Here is a 17,435-nt window from a genome sequence, read left to right as displayed (position 1 = left end):
GACCTAATCCGGTGCGGCCCGTCAATGATCTCGGTGTTCCGGATGGAGTGGAGTCATGGTTAGAGTGGTGTTCAAACAGGAGGTGTGGTGACGTGCGACTGACCCCGAGCGAGCGTGACCGGCTGCTGCTCTTCGGTGCGGCCGAACTGGCGCGGGCCCGACGGGCGCGCGGGCTGAGGCTCAATGTCCCCGAGGCGACCGCGCTCGTCGCGGACACCGTCTGCGAGGCGGCCCGCGACGGGCGGCGGCTCGCGGAGGCGATCGCGGCCGCCCGCGCTGTGCTCGGCGCCGACGACGTGCTGCCCGGAGTGGCGGACGTGGTCACCGAGGTGCATGTGGAGGCCGTCTTCGACGACGGATCGCGGCTGGCCGTGGTGACCGATCCGATAGGCGCCGGTGCCGGTACGCGGCTGGGCGACAGCGCCCCCGGCGCGGTGCTGCCTGCCCCGCCGCACGCCGAACCGGAACCCGCGCTGCGGCTGACCGTGCGCAACACCGCGACCGTCCCGGTCAGCGTCACCTCGCACTTCCACTTCTTCGAGGCCAACCCCCGGCTCGACTTCGACCGGGCGGCCGCGTACGGAATGCGGCTGTGCGTCCCGGCCGGATCGTCGGTCCGGTTCGGCCCGGGCGGCGAGGCCGAGGTCGGTCTGCTGCCGATCGGCGGCGCCCGGATCGCGATCGGCTTCGCCGGTCTCGTCGACGGTCCGCTGGACGCGCCCGGTGCGAAGGAGGAGGCCCTGCGACGTGCGGTGGCCTGCGGCTATCTGGGAGCGGAGGGCAACGCCTGATGGACCCCTACGAGTACGCGTCGGTCCACGGACCGCGCACCGGGGACCGGGTCGTGCTGGGCGACTCCGGGCTTGTGGTGCGCGTCGAGTCGGACGCGCAGCGCCACGGCGACGAGTTCCTGGCCGGATTCGGCAAGACCGCGCGCGACGGGCTGCACCTCAAGGCCGCGGCCGTCCGTGACACCTGCGACGTCGTCATCAGCAACGTGCTGGTCATCGACGCGGTCCAGGGCATCCGGAAGGTCTCCATCGGCATCCGCGAAGGCCGCATCCACGCGATCGGGCGGGCCGGGAACCCGGACACGCTCGACGGGGTGGACGTCGTCGTCGGTACGGGCACCAGCATCGTCTCCGGCGAGGGCCTGATCGCCACCGCCGGTGCCGTCGACACCCATGTCCATCTGCTCTCGCCGCGCATCATGGAGGCGTCGCTGTCCTCCGGCGTCACCACGGTCATCGGTCAGGAGTTCGGCCCGGTCTGGGGCGTCGGCGTGAACTCGCCGTGGGCACTGCGCCACGCGTTCAGCGCCTTCGACGCCTGGCCGGTCAACATCGGCTTCCTGGCCCGCGGTTCGTCCTCCGACGACGCGCCGCTGGTGGAGGCGCTCGCCGAGGGCGGCGCGTCCGGCTTCAAGGTCCACGAGGACATGGGCGCGCACACCCGCGCCCTCGACACCGCCCTGCGGGTCGCGGAGGAGCACGACGTCCAGGTCGCCCTGCACTCGGACGGCCTCAACGAATGCCTGTCGGTCGAGGACACCCTGAGCGTCCTGGACGGCCGGACGATCCACGCCTTCCACATCGAGGGGTGCGGCGGCGGACACGTCCCGAACGTGCTGAAGATGGCGGGCGTACGGAACGTCATCGGCTCGTCCACCAACCCGACGCTGCCGTTCGGCCGGGACGCGGTGGCCGAGCACTACGGGATGATCGTCTCCGTCCATGACCTGAAGACGGATCTGCCCGGTGACGCGGCCATGGCGCGCGACCGGATCAGGGCGGGGACGATGGGGGCCGAGGACGTGCTGCACGACCTCGGCGCGATCGGCATCACCTCCTCGGACGCGCAGGGGATGGGGCGTGCGGGCGAGACCGTGCGCCGCACCTTCGCGATGGCCGGCAAGATGAAGGCGGAGCTGGGCCCGCTGGAGGGCGACGGACCGCACGACGACAACGCCCGGGTGCTGCGCTACGTGGCGAAGCTGACGATCAACCCGGCCATCGCGCACGGTCTCGGCGACGAGATCGGCTCGATCGAGGTGGGCAAGCTCGCCGACATCGTCCTGTGGAAGCCGCAGTTCTTCGGCGCGAAGCCGCAACTGGTACTGAAGTCGGGCTTCCCCGCCTGGGGAGTGACGGGCGACCCCAACGCGGCGACCGACACCTGTGAACCGCTGGTCCTGGGACCGCTGTTCGGCGGGCACGGCGCGACCCCGGCCGATCTCTCGGTGGCCTTCGTGGCGAAGGCCGCCATCGATCTCGGCTCCGACCTGATGCCGACCCGGCGGCGCAGGGTCGCCGTACGCGGCACCCGCTCGATCGGCCCGGCGGATCTCCGGCTCAACTCCCGGATCGGGGAGGTGGGGGTGAACGGCGACAGCGGTCTGGTGACGCTGGACGGGGCGCCGGTGCGGTCCGCCCCCGCCGACTCGATTTCGCTCAACCGCCTCTATTTCCTGTAGAAGCACGGCGCTTCACGAAGCACTGCTCCACGACGCACGCTCCACGACACACAGCCTTCAGGAGTCCGACGACATGACCTTCCGTATGCCGGCCGAGTGGGCCCCGCACGAGCGCACCTGGATGGCCTGGCCCGGCCCCAACGCCACGTTCACCGGTGACGACCTCGCCGAGTCCCGCGCGGCGTGGGCCGCCGTGGCCCGTGCGGTACGCCGCTTCGAGCCGGTGACCATGGTCGTCCCGACCGGGCAGTCGCAGCACGCCCGCACCCTCCTCGGCCCGGACATCGAGCTGGTCGAACGGGAGCTGGACGACGCCTGGATGCGCGACATCGGGCCGACCTTCGTCAGCGACGGCAGCCGGCTGGCCGCGGTGGACTGGGTCTTCAACGGCTGGGGCGCGCAGGACTGGGCCGACTGGGAGCACGACGCGAAGATCGCCCGTCAGGTCGCGGACCTCGCCGGGGTCCCGGTGCACAGCTCGCCCCTGGTCAACGAGGGCGGCGGCATCCACGTCGACGGCGAGGGCACCGTACTGCTCACCGAGACCGTGCAGCTCGGCCCCGAGCGGAACCCGGGCTGGACGAAGGAGCAGGTCGAGGCCGAGATCCACGCCAGGCTCGGCACCACGAAGGCGATCTGGCTCAAGCGCGGCCTGACCGGCGACTACCCGCCGCACGGCTTCGGCACCCTCGGCCATGTCGACATCGTCGCCGCGTTCGCCGGACCCGGAGTGGTCGTCGTCCACACCCAGCCGGACCCGTCCCACCCCGACCACCAGCTCTGCAAGGAGAACGTGGAGCTGCTCCGCTCCCGGACCGACGCGCGGGGCCGCGCCCTCCAGGTCGTCGAGGTCCCGGCCCCGACCGCGGTGCGGGACGAGGAGGGCCACTGGGTCGACTACTCCTACATCAACCACTACGTCTGCAACGGCGGCGTCGTTCTGTGCGGCTTCAACGACCCCCGGGACGAGAACGCGGCCGGAATCTTCCGGCGTCTGTACCCCGGACGCAGCGTCACCCTGGTCGACGCCCGCACGATCTTCGCGGGCGGCGGCGGCATCCACTGCATCACCCAGCAGCAGCCCGCGGTACGCGGCTGACCGGCGGATCCGGTAGAACGTACGGGTGAACGAGACGCTCAGCGCACCGGCCGCCCGATGACCCCGCCCCCCGCCCGGCGGCGCAACACGGCCCCGCCCCGCGAGTCCCTGCTCGTCGCCGCCATGGCCACCATCGCCGAGCGCGGACTCGACGGGCTGACCATGGCCGGGCTCGGGCGGGAGGTCGGGATGAGCAGCGGGCACCTGCTGTACTACTTCCGGACCAAGGACGAGCTGCTGCTGCAGACCCTGGAGTGGAGCGAGGGCCGGCTCGGCGCCGAGCGCGGCGCCCTGCTCTCCCGGCAGGCGTCCGCCGCCCAGCGGCTCGACGCCTATGTGCGCCTGTATGTCCCCGAAGGGCCGCGCGACCCCCACTGGACGCTCTGGCTGGAGGTCTGGAACCGCTCGCAGAACGCGGACGCCGACGCCCGCGGCCGGATGGCCGCCATCGAGGGGGCCTGGCACCGGGACCTGGTGGCGCTGCTGGCCGAGGGCATCTCGCGCGGCGAGTTCCGCGCCGTGGACCCGGACCGCTTCGCCACCCGGCTGCGCGCCCTTCTGGACGGCTTCAGCGTCCATGTCGCCGTCGGCATCCCCGGTACCGGCCGCGGGCAAGTCCTTTCCCATGTGAAGGAGTTCCTGCGGGACTCGCTCGTGCGGTGAACACAACGCGCCCAAGACCGATCGTTGTCCTCTGCATCCTTGTTAGTTCTCCGGTGGTTGGGGCACGGTGACCAACCATGGGACGAGAGCAATGGAAGAAGATCTGGGTCGGCTCCGCCGGCAACATGGTCGAGTGGTTCGACTGGTTCGTGTACGCGACCTTCGCGGTCTACTTCGCGGACTCGTTCTTCCCCGAGGGCAACGAGACCGCCAACCTCATGAACACGATGGGCATCTTCGCCGTCGGCTTCTTCATGAGACCGGTCGGCGGCTGGCTGCTCGGCCGGATCGGTGACCGCAAGGGCCGCAAGGCCGCGCTCACCCTCACCGTCACCCTCATGTCGGCCTCCGCGATCCTGATCTCCATCGCACCCACCTACGACGTCGCCGGATACGGCGGGGTCGCCGTACTGATGCTCGCCCGGCTGCTCCAGGGGCTCTCGGTCGGCGGCGAGTACGCCGCCAGCGCCACCTACCTCACCGAGGCCTCCGCCCCCGAGAAGCGCGGCTTCGCCTCCAGCTTCCAGTACGTCTCCATGACCGCCGGCCAACTCGTCGGCCTCGGCCTCCAGATCGTCCTCCAGCGCAACATGTCCGACGCGGCGCTGCACAGCTGGGGCTGGCGCATCCCGTTCGTCGTCGGCGCGCTCGGCGCCGCCATCGTCTTCTATCTGCGCCGCTCCATGCTGGAGACGGAGGTGTACGCCGAGTCCGGCACCGCCGAGCAGCAGGACCGCGGCACGCTGAAGGTGCTCTGGCAGCACCGGCGCGAGGCGTTCCTGGTGATGGCGCTGACCATGGGCGGGACGGTGGCCTACTACACGTACACCACCTACCTCACCAAGTTCCTCTCCAAGAGCGCCGGCATGGACAAGTCCACCGCCTCGCTCGTCAGCTTCTGCGCCCTGTTCGTCTTCATGTGCATCCAGCCGCTGGCCGGCATGCTGTCCGACCGGATCGGCCGCCGTCCGCTGCTGATCACCTTCGCCGTCGGCTCGACCTTCCTGACCGTGCCGATCATGACGATGCTCAAGCACGCCGACACCTTCTGGCCCGCGCTCGGCCTGGCGCTCCTCGCCCTGGTCGTGGTCACCGGCTACACGTCCATCAACGCGTGTGTGAAGGCCGAGCTCTTCCCGACCGGCATCCGCGCCCTGGGGGTCGGCCTCTCGTACGCCGTCGCCAACGCGCTGTTCGGCGGCACCGCCGAGTACGTGGCGCTCTGGTTCAAGGACGCCGGGGCCGAATCCGGCTTCTACTGGTACGTGGCGGGCTGCGCCGCGGTCTCCCTCATCGTCTACCTGTCGATGCGCGAGACCCGCGACATCGACCTGAACCGGGTCGCCGCGGCCGGTCAGCCGCGGGAGCAGCCGCAGCAGGCGGCCGGAGCGACGAGCACCACGCCCGCATCCTGAGACGGGACACGGCACGGAGGCGGTCCTGTGCCACACTGCCTCCGTGTCCTCGTTCGTCATGATTATTGGCAACAGGCGCGCCGGTCCGCAGTGACCGTTCCGTACCACCATGTACGGCACGGCCATCGTGCCCCAGACCCGCGCGCAGACCTCTCGCACCCGCGAGGGGTTTTTTGTTTTCCGGCCCTCACCTCGGCCGGGGCGAGGCGCGCGGGATGATGGGGGCAAGTGGAGCCAGATCGTCCGGATCCACTCATCCGACAGGAGTCAGACCAGCATGACCACAAAGGCCAAGCCCACCGACGACAGCTTCCATGTCTTCGACACCACGCTGCGCGACGGTGCGCAGCGTGAAGGCATCAACCTGACGGTCGCCGACAAGCTCACCATCGCCCGGCACCTGGACAACTTCGGCGTCGGCTTCATCGAAGGCGGCTGGCCGGGCGCCAACCCCCGCGACACCGAGTTCTTCGCCCGCGCCCAGCAGGAGATCGAATTCCGCAACGCCGAGCTGGTCGCCTTCGGCGCGACCCGCAGGGCGGGCGGCAAGGCGGCCGAGGACCCCCAGGTCAAGGCGCTGCTGGCGTCGGGCGCGCCGGTGATCACGCTGGTCGCCAAGTCCCACGACCGCCACGTGGAACTGGCCCTGCGCACCACGCTGGAGGAGAACCTGGAGATGGTCCGCGACACCGTCTCCTTCCTCCGCGAGCAGGGGCGCCGGGTCTTCGTCGACTGCGAGCACTTCTTCGACGGCTACCGCGCCAACGCCGAGTACGCCAAGGCCGTCGTCCGCGCCGCCTCCGAGGCCGGCGCGGACGTCGTCATCCTCTGCGACACCAACGGCGGGATGCTCCCGGCCCAGATCCAGGCCGTCGTCTCCACCGTCCTCGCCGACACCGGCGCCCGTCTCGGCATCCACGCCCAGGACGACACCGGCTGCGCCGTCGCCAACACCCTGGCCGCGGTCGACGCGGGCGCCACCCACGTCCAGTGCACCGCCAACGGCTACGGCGAACGGGTCGGCAACGCCAACCTCTTCCCCGTCGTCGCCGCGCTGGAGCTCAAGTACGGCAAGACCGTGCTGCCCGAGGGCGCGCTCGCCGACATGACCCGCGTCTCGCACGCCATCGCCGAGGTCGTCAACCTCGCCCCCTCCACCCACCAGCCCTACGTCGGTGTCTCGGCCTTCGCGCACAAGGCCGGGCTGCACGCCTCCGCGATCAAGGTCGACCCCGACCTGTACCAGCACATCGATCCCGCGCTGGTCGGCAACACCATGCGGATGCTCGTCTCCGACATGGCGGGCCGCGCCTCCATCGAGCTCAAGAGCCAGGAGCTCGGCATCGACCTCGGGGGTGACCGCGAGCTCGTCGGGCGCGTCGTCGAGCGGGTCAAGGAGCGCGAGCTCAGGGGCTACACCTACGAGGCGGCCGACGCCTCCTTCGAGCTGCTGCTGCGGGCCGAGGCGGAGGGCCGGGTACGCCGCTACTTCCGTACCGAGTCCTGGCGCGTCATTGTCGAGGACCGCCCCGACGGCACGCACGCCAACGAGGCGACCGTGAAGCTCTGGGCCAAGGGCGAGCGCATCGTCGCGACCGCCGAGGGCAACGGCCCGGTCAACGCCCTGGACCGGGCGCTGCGGGTCGCGCTGGAGCGGATCTACCCCCAGCTCGCCAAGCTGGAGCTGGTGGACTACAAGGTCCGCATCCTGGAGGGGCGCACCGGCACCGACTCCACGACCCGGGTCCTGATCACCACTGGTGACGGCACCGCCGACTGGTCGACCGTGGGCGTCGCCGAGAACATCATCGCGGCCTCCTGGCAGGCGCTGGAGGACGCGTACACCTTCGGGCTGCTGCGGGCGGGGATCGAGCCGACGGAGTAAGAGGGTCCGCACGCACGCACCTGGACCGCGGGCCGGCTCTCCGGCCCGCGGTCCAGGTGCGTGCGGCCGGCTACCCCGGGTGCCACTTCTGGTTGACCGCCCCGGTGCACGTCCAGATCTTTCGCGGGGTGAACTGGTTCGACACGGTGGACTTTCCCAGGGACGGCGACGGCTGCCGCTGGGACTCCACCCCGCACGGCCCGGTCGCCCGTGCGCGTTTCCAGGGCGTCGGACACGTCAGGGTCAACCAGCACCGCACGGTGCTCCCTCGGGATCGCCTCCTTCCTCACCGACTCCAACGGCACCCACATCCCCAACCCGCGCCACGCCCGCAAGGCCGCCTGCAAGCTCGAGGCCGCGCAGCGGGCACTGTCCCGGTTCCCACGATGCAAGGCCAAGAATCGCATCCGCAACCACCAGCGGGCGGTGGACAAGGTCGCGGCCCTGCACGGCAAGGTGCGGCGCCGGCGGCTCGACCACGCACACAAGACCGCGCTCACCCTGGTCCGTGAGCACGACTTCATCGCGCACGAAGGCCTCAAGATCCGCAACATGAGCAAGGCCCCCGCACCGAAGCCCGACCGTGACAGGCCAGGTGTGTTTCTGCCCCATGGGGCAGCAGCCAAGGCGGGACTCAACTATTCGATCGCTGATGCCGGATGGAGGGTGTTCCTGACGATCCTGAATGCAAAGGCTGAGAGTGCCGGGTGGGAAGTGATGGCCGTGGACCCCCGCAACACCTCCCGGCGGTGTCCCGCATGCGGGCACATCGCCAAGGAGAACCGGCCCACACAGGAGAAGCCTCACCCTTCAGGGCGGGGAGGAGTCACCGGATTGCGTACGAACGAGAGCCCGATGCCGTCCGTGGGGGAGAACAGCTTCCTCATCGTGGCATCCCCGGTCGCCTGGCTCAGCGCCCCGCTGCTCTTCATCAGGTTCGCGGCCGTATCGGTGAACGAGGCGCCGCCGCCGGTGAAGGTCTGGTACCGGGTGTTCTCGTCGACGGTGATGTTCGTACCGGCGCCGCCGGTCCCGGCGCTGAAGGCGACCGGGGCCTGGGCCTCCAGGCCCCGGGTGACATGCCGGCCGCCGGAGTCATCGGTGGTGGTCAGCGTGATGCCGACGCTCTCGCCCGGGGCCTGGGCGGTGCCGGACGAGAGCCCGGTGAGACCGGCGGAGGCGAGCGCTGCGGCGAGCAGCACCCGTACGGCTCTTCCTGGTCGGATCATGCTCAAGACCTTCCTCGGCGGGAGCGTGGGGAACGTGCCGTCGAACGAGGCGTGAGTGAACTGCTCTTACGTGCCCACGTCAAGAGGGTGCACGTTCAGGACTTGAACGCATTGGCCTTCCTCGCAGCTCGCGGGATGGGTACGGACCAATCTCGGTGTGAAGTATTGACGGCTCTGTTCCAGCGGGGTTAACTCACGCCACCAACGCCGGTACCGGTTCCGGAACCGGTTGCGGTACCGGTTCCACGACCGGCCGCTCTCTCTGTCCTGTTGTGTCCTGGAGGCCCCCGATGCGTGTCACCATCGCTGATGTCGCCCGCGAGGCCGGCGTCAGCAAGACGACCGTGTCCCGGGTCATCAACACCAAGGGCGAAGTGGACGGTTCAACGGCCGCCCGTGTTCGTGAAGTGATCGCACAGCTCGGCTATGTGCCCAGCTCGGGCGCCGTCGGTCTGGCCCGCGGCAGCAGCCGCACGGTCGGCATGCTGGTGCCCTCGCTGACCTGGCCGTGGATGGGCGAGGTGCTTCAGGGCGTCGTCGACACCGTCGAGGCCGCCGACTACGGGCTGCTGCTCTTCACCTGCAACCGCGGGGCCGAGTCCGTGGAGCGCTTCACCAGCCAGGTGTCGGCGCGGGCCTTCGACGGACTGGTCGTCGTCGAACCCGAGAACACCCTCGACCATCTCACCGCACTGCACCGCGGTGGTCTGCCGATCGTGCTGATCGACGATCGCGGCCACCACCCCGAATTCCCCTCCGTCGTGACCACCAACCACGAAGGAGGCGCGTCGGCCGCCCGCCATCTGCGGGCTGCCGGCCGCACCAGGCCCCTGGTCATCACGGGCCCCCAGGACTTCGGCTGCGTACGCGACCGGCTCGCGGGATTCGTCTCCGTCCTGCCCACCGACCTCGTCGTCCGCGGGGACTTCACCGAGATCTGCGGCCGGCTGGCCGTCGAGCAACTCATCGCCTCCGGCGTGGAGTTCGACTCGGTCTTCGCGCACAACGACATCACCGCGGCAGGCGTGCTGCGGGCGCTGCGCGCCGCGGGACGGTCCGTTCCCGGCGACATCGCGGTGGTCGGATTCGACGACATCCCGATGGCCGAGCACACCGAACCGCCGCTGACCACCGTGCGCCAGCCCACCCGGCAGATGGGTGAGACGGCCGCACGGATGCTGCTCTCCCACCTCGGCGGCACGGCCGTACCCGACGCACCCCTCGTGCTGCCCACCGAACTGGTCGTGCGCCACTCGGCGCCCTAGCGGCCGGGGCCGGACCGGCCCCACCGCTCCCGTACTCCGTGCAGCAGCCGGCTGCGCGCCCCCGCACCGCACCCGTACCGCCCGTACCCGGCGCGCCGAGCGCTGCCCGTTTCCGGATCTCCCAGACCCGCCAGTCCCTCCTGGAGTCGCCATGTCCGCACGCCGTCACCACACGCTCAGAGCGGTCGCGCTCGCCACCGCGGTGGTCGCGCTCGCCGCCGGATGCTCGTCAGCCAACTCGAACGCCAACAAGGGCGGCAGCGCCGCGTCGGGCATCCTGACGCTGGGCAAGCCGGACGGGCCGCAGACGAACAACAGCAACCCGTTCCTCAGCACCTCGGCGGGCGCCACCCTCGGCTACCGCTACATGATCTACGAGCCGCTGGCGATGACGAGCCAGATCCGGCCCGCCGACAAGGCCGATCCGTGGCTGGCGACGTCCTGGAAGTGGGACTTCAACTTCACCAAGGTCACCTTCACCCTCGATGACAAGGCCAAGTGGGCCGACGGCAAGCCGCTGACCGCCGAGGACGTGGCGTTCACCTTCAACCTGCTGAAGAAGCACCCGGCGCTCAACGGCAACGGCATCGCCTTCGGCGGGGTCGAGGTTCAGGGCAAGAAGGTCGTGCTGACCTTCGACGACTCCCAGTACGTCAACCAGAACAAGATCATCCAGCAGTTCATCGTGCCCAAGCACATCTGGGAAGGCGTCAAGAACCCGGAGACCTGGCCCAACCGCACACCCGTCGGCTCGGGCCCGTACAAGCTCAAGACGTTCACCCCGCAGACCACCACCCTGACCGCCACGCCCACCTACTGGAAAGGCGCGACGAAGGTCAAGGAGCTTCGGTACAGCACGTACAACGACAACAGCGCCGCCACCACCGCGCTGGCCGGCGGCAAGCTCGAGTGGTCGTTCGTCTTCATGCCGAACTACAAGCAGCTGTACATCGCCAAGGACCCCAAGAACCACAAGCTGTGGTTCCCCTCCGGGCTCGGCATCCACGGACTGTGGTTCAACACCGCCCGCAAGCCGTTCGACAACCCGGCGCTGCGCAAGGCCATGGCGATGGTCGTCGACCGCAACGCGATCTACACCCAGGCCGAGGCGACCCTCTACCCGGAGATCACCAACCCGACCGGCATCCCGCTGCCCGCCGGCAAGTCCTTCATCGCCCCCGAGTACCAGAACGCCACCACGAAGCCCGATGTCGAGGGCGCCAAGAAGATCCTCGACAAGGCCGGCTTCACGCTCAGCGGCGGAGTGCTGAAGGACCCGAGCGGCAAGCCGGTGAAGCTGACCTTCACCGACCCGGCCGGCTGGAACGACTACATCACCGGCCTCGCGATCATCAAGGACAACATCAAGAAGCTCGGCATCGAGGCCAAGGTCAAGACGCAGACCGCCGAGGCCTGGGGCGCGGACGTGGCCAACGGCAACTTCGACGCCACCCTGCACTGGACCAACAGCGGCGCCACCCCGTACGACATGTACCAGAACATCATGGACGGCGCGCTGCTCCAGCCCATCGGCAAGGCCTCCCAGCTCGGCAACTTCGGCCGCTTCAAGAACACCGAGGCCACCGAGGCGCTCAAGGACTTCGCCAGCGCCACGACCGACACCGCGCGCATCACCGCGATGAACACGCTGCAGAAGATCATGGTCGAGCAGGCGCCGATGATCCCGACCGCCGCCGCCCCCATCGGGGCCGAGTACTCCACCAAGAACTGGGTGGGCTGGCCCACCGAGGCCGACCCGTACGCCGACCCGCAGCACACCCAGCCCTCGTCGCTGGAAGTCGTGCTGAAGCTCAAGCCGTCGAAGTAAGGCCGTCGGCCTCACACCCAGGGATCCAGGTACCGGCCATGTCTGAACAGCTCGAAAAGAACCACGTCGTGCTCGAAGCACGCGGAGTCACCAAACACTTCGCCGTACGGCGCACCGGCCGCGATCTCCTCGCGGGCAAGCGCCGCACCGTCCACGCCGTCGACGACGTCTCGCTGAAACTGCGGCGCGGCACCGTCACGGCACTGGTGGGGGAGTCGGGCTCCGGGAAGTCCACCGTCGCCAGACTGCTCGCCCAGCTGTATCCGCTCACCGAGGGCGAGATCCTCCTGGGCGGCAAGCCGGTGAAGGCCGGACGTGGCCGGTCCTTCCGCAGTTACGTACGCCGGGTCCAGCTCATCTTCCAGGACCCGTTCGCCTCGCTGAACCCGGTGCACACCGTGCGCTACCACCTCACCCGGTCGCTGAAGATCCACGACCGGGCGGGCAGCGGCGAGGCGGAACTGGAACAGAACCTGACCGCTCTGCTGAACCGCGTCCAGCTGACTCCTCCTCATCAGTACCTGGACAAGTTCCCGCACGAGCTGTCGGGAGGTCAGCGCCAGCGCGTGGCCATCGCCCGCGCGCTCGGCGCCGACCCCCAGGTCCTCCTCGCCGACGAGCCCGTCTCGATGCTGGACGTCTCGATCCGGCTCGGGGTCCTCAACCTGCTCAAGGACCTCAAGGACCGCATGCACCTCGCGATCCTCTACATCACCCACGACATCGCCTCCGCCCGCTACTTCGCGGACTCCACCCTGGTGATGTACGCGGGCCGGATCGTGGAGGGCGGTGACAGCGAGACCGTCACCCAGCGCCCCGCACATCCCTACACCCAGCTGCTGATCGCCTCGGCACCCGACCCGGACCGGGTGGTCGCCGAAGCGGAGCAGGAGGAGACCGGCAGCGGCGAGCCCCCGTCGCTCATCGCGCCACCGGCCGGCTGCCGTTTCCACCCGCGCTGCCCCAAGGCGATGGAACGCTGCCGCACCGAACTGCCGCCCCGCTTCGACCTGACCGACGGCCAGTGGGCGGCCTGCTGGCTGTACGCCGACGCCGCCGGCCGCGCCGCTGACCACGAGAAGGAGGCCGCGAAGTGAAGTACCTGCTCCAGAGGCTCGCCTTCTACCTGGTCACCGCGTGGGCCGCGATCACCATCAACTTCCTCATCCCGCGGCTGATGCCCGGCGACCCGGTGCAGGCACTCATCGCCCGCTTCCAGGGGCAGCTGGACACCAGCGCCATCGCCTCCCTCAAGGCCCTCTTCGGCCTGGACAAGCACCAGTCGATCTGGGAGCAGTACACCGACTACTGGGGCCATCTGCTCGACGGGGACCTCGGCCTGTCCTTCACCTTCTTCCCGACACCGGTGAGCGAGGTGATCGCCCAGTCGCTGCCGTGGACGCTCGCGCTCGTCGGCATCACCACGCTGATCAGCTTCGTGCTCGGCACCGGGATCGGCGTCTTCACCGGCTGGCGGCGCGGCTCCTGGATGGACAGCCTGCTGCCCGTCACCACCTTCATCTCCGCGATCCCGTACTTCTGGCTCGGCCTCATCGCCATCTCGCTGTTCGCGGTGAAGTGGCCGCTCTTCCCGGCCGCGGGCGGTTACGACAACTCGCTCGTCCCCGCCTTCGACTGGCCGTTCATCTCCAGCGCGCTCTACCACGGAGTGCTGCCCGGCCTCACCATCGTGCTCAGCGCGGTGGCCGGCTGGATCCTCGGCATGCGCAACATGATGGTGACGGTCTCCTCCGAGGACTACGTCATGGTCGCCCAGGCCAAGGGGCTCTCCGAGCGGCGGGTGATGTTCGGGTACGCCGCCCGCAACGCGATCCTCCCCAACATCTCCGGCTTCGCCCTCTCGCTCGGCTTCATCGTCGGCGGCACGCTGCTGGTGGAGATGGTCTTCTCCTACCCGGGCATCGGATACCAGCTCTTCCAGGGTGTGGGAGCCAAGGACTACCCCCTGATGCAGGGCGTCTTCCTGATCATCACGCTCTCCGTCCTGGCGGCGAACCTCCTCGCCGACGTGCTCTACATGATCCTCGACCCCCGTACCCGAAGGGAGGCGTAGGGCAATGGCCGTCACCGCCCCAGAGGTCGCCGTACTCGCTACCGCCGACACCCCGGCGCCCAGCAAGCGCAGGTTCCGTTTCCTGCGCGGCCGCAAGACCGTCATCGGACTCGGCATCCTGCTCTTCTTCGTGCTGATCGCCGTCATCGGCCCATGGATCGCCCCGTACGACCCGGACACCATGGGCAAGGAACTGCTCCAGCCGCCGTCCGGGGCCCACTGGTTCGGCACCACCCAGACCGGTCAGGACGTGCTCTCGCAGATCCTCGTCGGCACCCGCGGAGTCCTGGTCGTCGGATTCACCGCCGGCATCCTCGCCACGATCCTGTCCGTGCTGATCGGCGTCAGCGCCGGCTTCCTCGGCGGCACGGCCGACGAGGTGCTCTCGCTGCTCTCCAACGTCTTCCTCGTCATCCCCGGACTGCCGCTGATCATCATCATCGCCAGCTTCGTCTCCGACGCGGGCGACCTGCTGATCGCGACCGTCATCGCCCTGACCTCCTGGGCCTGGGGAGCGCGGGTGCTGCGCGCCCAGACGCTCTCCCTGCGGCGCCGGGACTACGTCGAGGCGGCCCGCGCCACCGGTGAGTCGACCTGGCGGATCATCCTGTTCGAGGTGATGCCCAACCTGACCGCCGTCATCGCCTCCGGCTTCGTCGGCACGGTCATCTTCGCCATCCTCTCCGAGATCACCCTCGCCTTCATCGGCGTCGCCGACATCTCCAACTGGAACTGGGGGACCGTCCTGTTCTGGGCGCAGTCCAACCAGGCCCTGGCCCAGGGCGCGTGGTGGTGGTTCGTCCCGGCCGGGCTCTGCATCGCCCTGCTCGGGATGTCCCTGGCCCTGATCAACTTCGGCATCGACGAATTCGTCAACCCGCGCCTGCGCACCGAGACCGGCGGCTCCCGCAAGGTCCGGATGCGGGTCGGCTTCACCCCCGTGGCACGCGGTACGGACAAGGCCGGGGCGCGCGGCAGGCACGACAAGGAGACCCGCTCATGAGCGAGCCCGTCCTCAGCATCAGCGGCCTCAACGTCGACTACGGGACCGGGGACGACGCCGTGCACGCGCTGCGCGACATCGACCTCACCCTGCACCGGGGCGAGGTCCTCGGCCTCGCGGGCGAGTCGGGCTCCGGCAAGTCCACCCTGGCGTACGCCGTCACCCGGCTGCTCTCCCCGCCCGGCGTGATCACCGGTGGCGAGGTCCGCTACCACCAGCGCGGCGGCGAGGCGCTCGACCTGCTGACCCTGTCGGCCCCCGAACTCCGGGCCTTCCGCTGGCAGGAGCTGTCGATCGTCTTCCAGGGCGCGATGAACTCCCTCAACCCGGTGCACACGGTCCACAGCCAGCTCACCGACGTACTCCAGGCCCACCGCCCGGAGATGAAGCGGGCCCAGCGCACCGCACGCGCCGAGGAGTTGCTGAAGCTTGTCGGAATCTCCGCCGACCGGCTCGGGGCGTACCCGCACCAGCTCTCCGGCGGAATGCGCCAGCGCGTGATGATCGCGATGGCGCTCGCGCTGGAACCCGAGATCGTCATCATGGACGAGCCCACGACGGCCCTGGACGTCGTCATGCAGCGCCAGATCCTGCGCCAGCTGGTCAAGCTCCGTGAGGAGCTCGGCTTCTCGGTCGTCTTCATCACGCACGACATCTCGCTCCTGATCGAGTTCTCCGACCGCATCGCGATCATGTACGGCGGCCGGATCGTCGAGGAGGCCGGGTCCTCGGACATCTACCGGGACCCCCGCCACCCCTACAGCGACGGACTGCTGCACTCCTTCCCCGCGCTGCACGGCCCCCGCCGCGAACTCAGCGGCATCCCGGGCTCGCCCCCGCACCTGTCCGCGATGCCCGCCGGCTGCGCCTTCCACCCCCGCTGCGCCAAGAAGGTCGAGGGCTGCGACACCCACGTCCCGGTGCTCGCCGCGCCGGACGGGGACAGCTCCCGCTCGGTGGCCTGCTGGCTCCACCGGGAGGCCCCGGCCGCCGCCCGCGCGTAGCGCACTTCGACCCGCACACCACAGGAGAACCATGAACCTCGTCACCCCCCAGGCCTACGCCCGCGAGATCACCGCCCAGGCCGTGACCGGTCTGCCCGCTGACTTCCGCTGGGGCGTCGCCACAGCCGCCTACCAGATCGAGGGAGCGGCGGCCGAGGACGGCAGAACGCCCTCGATCTGGGACACGTACTGCAGGGTGCCGGGCATGGTCGTGCGCGGCGAGAACGGCGACGTGGCCTGTGACCACTACCACCGGATGCCCGAGGACGTCTCGCTGATCGCCGACCTGGGCGTCGACACGTACCGCTTCTCGCTCGCGTGGCCGCGCATCCAGCCCGGCGGCCGGGGCCCCGCCAACGCGAAGGGCCTGGACTTCTACAAGCGTCTGGTCGACGAGCTGGAGGCCAAGGGCGTCACCCCGTGGATCACCCTCTACCACTGGGACCTGCCGCAGGAACTGGAGGACGCGGGCGGCTGGCCGGCCCGTGACACCGCCTACCGGTTCGCCGAGTACGCGGCCCTCGCCTACGACGCCCTGGGCGACCGGGTGAAGCACTGGACCACGCTGAACGAGCCGTGGTGCTCGGCGATGCTCGGTTACGCCTACGGCAACCAGGCCCCCGGCCGGCAGAACTTCGGCGAGGCGATCCACGCCGTCCACCACCTGCTGCTGGGCCACGGCCTCGCCTCGCAGTACATGAGGGAGCAGGCAGCCGAACGGGGCAACGAACTCGACCTCGGCCTCACCCTCAACCTGGGCACCGCCACCCCCGAGACACAGAGCCACGAGGACGCCGAGGCCTGCCGCCGCGCCGACGGACTCGGCGCCCGCCTCTACCTCGACCCGGTCGTCAAGGGCTCCTACCCCGCCGACATCGTCGCCGACCTCGCCGTGCAGGGCATCGAACTCCCGGTCCAGGACGGCGACCTGGCGGTCATCGCCACCCCGCTGGACGTCCTCGGCGTCAACTTCTACCGCGGCGCGCTCTTCTCCGGTGTCACCGAGGAAGGCGCGACGACGGACGCCGACGGCCTGCCCGTCACCCGGGGCGTCGAGCGCGACCTGCCCCGTACCGCCATGGACTGGGAGATCACCCCCACGGCCCTCACCGACCTGCTCGTCCGTCTGGAGAAGGACTACGGCCTCCCGACGGTCATCACCGAGAACGGCGCCGCCTTCGACGACACCGTCTCCGCGGACGGCGAGATCCATGACGCCGACCGCACCACCTATCTCGCCGACCACATCGCCGCCGTCGCCGCAGCCCGCGCACAAGGGGCCGACGTACGGGGCTATTTCGCCTGGTCGCTGATGGACAACTTCGAGTGGTCCTACGGCTACGACAAGCGATTCGGCATCGTCCGCGTCGACTACGACACGCAGGTGCGGACGCTCAAGGACAGCGCCAAGTGGTACCGCGACACCATCCACCGCACCCGCAACGCGTAGCCGCGCGCGGCACGGCACCCGCACCCGCTGTGCCGCGTCCGGCATCG

Annotated in this window: 13 protein-coding genes and 2 pseudogenes; 14 read left to right on the top strand and 1 reads right to left on the bottom strand. The window is 69.7% G+C overall.

Annotated elements, in window-relative coordinates:
* Window positions 1-92: 92 nt before the first annotated feature.
* The 7 genes and pseudogenes from ureA to OG322_RS09285 form a co-directional block, all read left to right on the top strand.
* Window positions 93-791, top strand: a complete 699-nt coding sequence (gene ureA / locus OG322_RS09315) for an urease subunit gamma (RefSeq protein WP_123461829.1) — start codon at window positions 93-95, stop codon at window positions 789-791.
* Window positions 791-2,473: an urease subunit alpha gene (locus OG322_RS09310; RefSeq protein WP_123461830.1), complete on the top strand. Its 1,683-nt coding sequence runs from the start codon at window positions 791-793 to the stop codon at window positions 2,471-2,473. Before ureA ends, OG322_RS09310 begins: the two co-directional genes overlap by 1 nt.
* A gap of 73 nt (window positions 2,474-2,546) precedes the next feature.
* The gene (locus OG322_RS09305; protein WP_124285098.1) at window positions 2,547-3,572 is read left to right on the top strand and encodes an agmatine deiminase family protein; all 1,026 of its coding nucleotides are present in this window, start codon (window positions 2,547-2,549) and stop codon (window positions 3,570-3,572) included.
* Window positions 3,573-3,629: 57 nt separating this feature from the next.
* Window positions 3,630-4,235, top strand: a complete 606-nt coding sequence (locus tag OG322_RS09300) for a TetR/AcrR family transcriptional regulator (protein ID WP_124285099.1) — start codon at window positions 3,630-3,632, stop codon at window positions 4,233-4,235.
* A 77-nt stretch (window positions 4,236-4,312) separates the two neighbouring features.
* Window positions 4,313-5,650: an MFS transporter gene (locus OG322_RS09295; RefSeq protein ID WP_123461833.1), complete on the top strand. Its 1,338-nt coding sequence runs from the start codon at window positions 4,313-4,315 to the stop codon at window positions 5,648-5,650.
* A 277-nt stretch (window positions 5,651-5,927) separates the two neighbouring features.
* Window positions 5,928-7,535, top strand: coding sequence for a citramalate synthase (gene cimA / locus OG322_RS09290; RefSeq protein ID WP_123461834.1), 1,608 nt, complete (start codon window positions 5,928-5,930; stop codon window positions 7,533-7,535).
* 119 nt (window positions 7,536-7,654) lie between these two features.
* Window positions 7,655-8,342: pseudogene (locus OG322_RS09285) on the top strand (RNA-guided endonuclease InsQ/TnpB family protein); the annotation flags it as partial.
* Window positions 8,343-8,362: 20 nt separating this feature from the next.
* Here OG322_RS09285 and OG322_RS09280 read toward each other — a convergent pair.
* Window positions 8,363-8,764 (bottom strand): annotated as a pseudogene (locus OG322_RS09280) (glucosylceramidase); the annotation flags it as partial.
* A 290-nt stretch (window positions 8,765-9,054) separates the two neighbouring features.
* Between OG322_RS09280 and OG322_RS09275 the strand changes: the two are divergent.
* The 7 genes from OG322_RS09275 to OG322_RS09245 all read left to right on the top strand — a co-directional run bounded on the left by OG322_RS09275 (window position 9,055) and on the right by OG322_RS09245 (window position 17,388).
* Complete coding sequence (locus OG322_RS09275; protein WP_123461835.1) at window positions 9,055-10,029, top strand: LacI family DNA-binding transcriptional regulator; 975 nt, start codon at window positions 9,055-9,057, stop codon at window positions 10,027-10,029.
* A gap of 151 nt (window positions 10,030-10,180) precedes the next feature.
* Window positions 10,181-11,857, top strand: coding sequence for an ABC transporter substrate-binding protein (locus OG322_RS09270; RefSeq protein WP_124285101.1), 1,677 nt, complete (start codon window positions 10,181-10,183; stop codon window positions 11,855-11,857).
* 38 nt (window positions 11,858-11,895) lie between these two features.
* Window positions 11,896-12,954 carry an ABC transporter ATP-binding protein gene (locus OG322_RS09265; protein ID WP_329306286.1) on the top strand — a complete coding sequence of 353 codons (1,059 nt, stop codon included), beginning with the start codon at window positions 11,896-11,898 and terminating at the stop codon, window positions 12,952-12,954.
* Complete coding sequence (locus OG322_RS09260) at window positions 12,951-13,931, top strand: ABC transporter permease (protein WP_123461838.1); 981 nt, start codon at window positions 12,951-12,953, stop codon at window positions 13,929-13,931. The genes OG322_RS09265 and OG322_RS09260 overlap by 4 nt, the downstream gene beginning before the upstream one ends.
* A 4-nt stretch (window positions 13,932-13,935) precedes the next feature.
* A complete protein-coding gene (locus tag OG322_RS09255; protein WP_123461839.1) occupies window positions 13,936-14,934 on the top strand; it encodes an ABC transporter permease in 999 nt (332 codons plus the stop codon).
* Complete coding sequence (locus tag OG322_RS09250; RefSeq protein WP_123461840.1) at window positions 14,931-15,938, top strand: ABC transporter ATP-binding protein; 1,008 nt, start codon at window positions 14,931-14,933, stop codon at window positions 15,936-15,938. Before OG322_RS09255 ends, OG322_RS09250 begins: the two co-directional genes overlap by 4 nt.
* 31 nt (window positions 15,939-15,969) lie before the next feature.
* Entirely contained in the window at window positions 15,970-17,388 is a 1,419-nt protein-coding gene (locus OG322_RS09245; RefSeq protein ID WP_123461841.1) for a GH1 family beta-glucosidase, read from the top strand.
* The last annotated feature ends 47 nt before the right edge of the window (window positions 17,389-17,435 follow it).

It is taken from the genome of Streptomyces sp. NBC_01260 (assembly GCF_036226405.1).
Taxonomy (GTDB): domain Bacteria; phylum Actinomycetota; class Actinomycetes; order Streptomycetales; family Streptomycetaceae; genus Streptomyces; species Streptomyces laculatispora.
This window is presented reverse-complemented; position numbering and strand designations above follow the sequence as displayed.